Genomic DNA, 2,452 nt, shown 5'->3' with positions numbered 1-2,452 from the left:
CATCCCCCACAGCAACTCCCGCACCCCGTCCCGCACTTCCCCCACCGAGGGCACGACGAACGCGCCGAACTCCTGCGCCGGTACGGCAGTTGGCACAGCCCCGTGCCCGAGGTCCTCGACGCCGTCCGCGAAGGGGACGTCCTGCGGCATGACGTCCACCACCGCGCCGACCTGCCCGCGTACACGGCCGCGCGGCTGGGCAGGGCGCCGGGCGTCGCCCGGAAGGCGGTACGGGCGGGGCGGCTGAGTCTGTTGTCCGGGGTCATGGCAACGGGGGTTCGGGACGCGGCGATGGCGGCGCTGTCGCTCGCCGGACCCGCGCTGTTCCTGCGCGGTTTCGACGGGATCGCGGACTGGCGGCCCCCGTATGCTGCGGAGCGGACGGCGAGGTGAGGAGTAGGCGTGAAGGTCGGCTGCATCGGGCTCGGGGACATCGCGCGGAAGGCGTACCTTCCGGTGCTGGGCGGATCGCCGGGAGTCGATCTGCACCTGCACACCCGAACGCCCGCGACGCTCAAGGACGTCGGGGAGGCGTTGCGGGTGCCGGCCGCCCAACGGCACACCGGGCTCGACGAGTTGCTGGCCCAGGATCTGGACGCCGCGTTCGTGCACGCGCCCACCGCCGCGCACCCGGAGCTCGTGACGCGCCTGCTGGAGGCGGGCGTACCGACGTACGTCGACAAGCCGCTGGCGTACCAACTCGCCGACTGCGTACGGCTGGTGGAACTCGCGGAGGCGCGCGGCGTCTCGCTGGCCGTCGGGTTCAACCGGCGGCACGCGCCGGGGTACACGCAGTGTGCCGACCATCCGCGCGAGCTGATCCTCATGCAGAAGAACCGCATAGGGCTCCCGGAGGACCCGCGCACGATGGTGTACGACGACTTCATCCACGTCGTCGACACGCTGAGGTTTCTCGTGCCGGGCGAGGTCGAGGACGTCACCGTGCGCGGGCGGGTCGAGGACGGGCTCCTGCACCACGTCGTCCTCCAGCTCGCGGGCGACGGTTTCACCGCGCTCGGCGTGATGAACCGGCTCAGCGGGTCGAACGAGGAGGTCCTGGAGGTCTCCGGGCAGGACACGAAACGGCAGGTCGTCAACCTCGCGGAGATCATCGACCACAAGGGTCAGCCGAGCGTGCGGCGGCGCGGCGACTGGGTGCCGGTGGCCCGGCAGCGGGGCATCGAGCAGGCGGTGCTGGCGTTCCTCGACGCCGTGCGCGCGGGGAAGACGCTCAGCGCACGGGACGCGTTGGCGACTCATGAGCTGTGCGAGCGGGTCGTGCGCGAGGTGTCCGCCGCAGGGTGACGGCGTACACGGCGAGCGCGAGGAGGGCCGCGTACACGGTCCAGTCGCCGTAACGGGCGTACAGCGTACGGCCGTTCGCGAGCGGGACCTCGTACACGGCCGTCGCGCTCGTGCTGGTGCCGAGGGTCCTGCCGACGCGGTGGCCCGACGGGTCGTACACGGCGGAGACGCCCGTGAGCGTCGCGTGGACGAACGTCCGGCCGGTCTCGGCGGCGCGCAGTGCGCCGAGGGACGCGTGCTGCGCCGGGGCCCAGCTGTGCTGGAACGACGAGGTCGAGGACTGGGCGACGAGGAGGTCGGCGCCCTTGCGGGCGAGGCTGCGGCTCATGTCGGGGAACGCGGTCTCGAAGCAGACCATCGGGCCGATCCGCAGATCGTCGCCCACGTCCATGACGACCTGGTGGGTGCCGCGCTTGCGGTCCTCGCCGGCCGCCTTCCCGACGGACGTCGCCCAGCCGAGCAGCGAGCGTGCCGGGACGTACTCCCCGAACGGCACCAGCCGCATCTTGTCGTACCGGTCGCCGGTCGGGCCGTCCGGGCCGACCAGGATCGAGCTCTTGTAGATGCCGGGGCGGTCGGAGCGGCGCGCGTCGACGTTCACGAGGATGTCCGCGCCGGTCGCGCCCGACAGCGCGGCGAGGCGTCGGGCCAGGTCGGGGCGGTCCTTCAGGTCGTATCCGACACTGCTCTCGCCCCACACGATCAGATCGACATCCTGTCCGACGAGCTGCCGGGTGAGCTGCTCCTCGCGCTCGAACCGGCGGTCGGGGCCGTCGACCACGCCGGCCTGGACGACGGCGATCCTGGTCCGGCCGGTGGTCTCGGGGCGCGGCGCCCCCAGGTACGCGGCGGAGGCCGCCGTCGCCGTCGCGAGAAGCCCGGCCAGGGCGGGCGTACGGGCGGCGGGTACGGCGATCAGGATCGCGAGGGCCGTGTTGACGGCGACGACGAGGAAGCTGAGCAGCCATACGCCGCCGACGGAGGCGAGCCGCAGCGCCGGTTCGACCTGCCACTGGCTCGCGCCGAGCATGCCCCAGGGGCCGCCGAGCCCTTGCCAGGAGCGGACGAGTTCGACGAGGAGCCAGGCGGAGGGGAGGACGAGGAGGGCGGTCGCGGTCTGTTTCGGGGTGGGTGACCGGGGGAACGG

The 2,452-nt window shown here is 72.8% G+C and carries 2 protein-coding genes and 1 pseudogene; 2 read left to right on the top strand and 1 reads right to left on the bottom strand.

Annotated elements, in window-relative coordinates; all coding sequences use genetic code 11:
* Together AOK24_RS44595 and AOK24_RS44590 are read left to right on the top strand one after the other, a co-directional pair.
* A pseudogene (locus AOK24_RS44595) lies at positions 1-393 on the top strand (hypothetical protein); the annotation flags it as partial.
* 9 nt (positions 394-402) lie between these two features.
* The gene (locus tag AOK24_RS44590) at positions 403-1,305 is read left to right on the top strand and encodes a Gfo/Idh/MocA family protein (RefSeq protein WP_055725494.1); all 903 of its coding nucleotides are present in this window, start codon (positions 403-405) and stop codon (positions 1,303-1,305) included.
* On the opposite strand, the gene lnt is transcribed toward AOK24_RS44590, so the two are convergent.
* Positions 1,232-2,452 (bottom strand): apolipoprotein N-acyltransferase (gene lnt, locus AOK24_RS44585; RefSeq protein ID WP_055725493.1); only part of this gene is annotated, 1,221 nt, incomplete at its 5' end. The genes AOK24_RS44590 and lnt overlap by 74 nt on opposite strands.

Source organism: Streptomyces niveiscabiei (assembly GCF_001419795.1).
Taxonomy (GTDB): Bacteria; Actinomycetota; Actinomycetes; order Streptomycetales; family Streptomycetaceae; genus Streptomyces; species Streptomyces niveiscabiei.
This window is presented reverse-complemented; position numbering and strand designations above follow the sequence as displayed.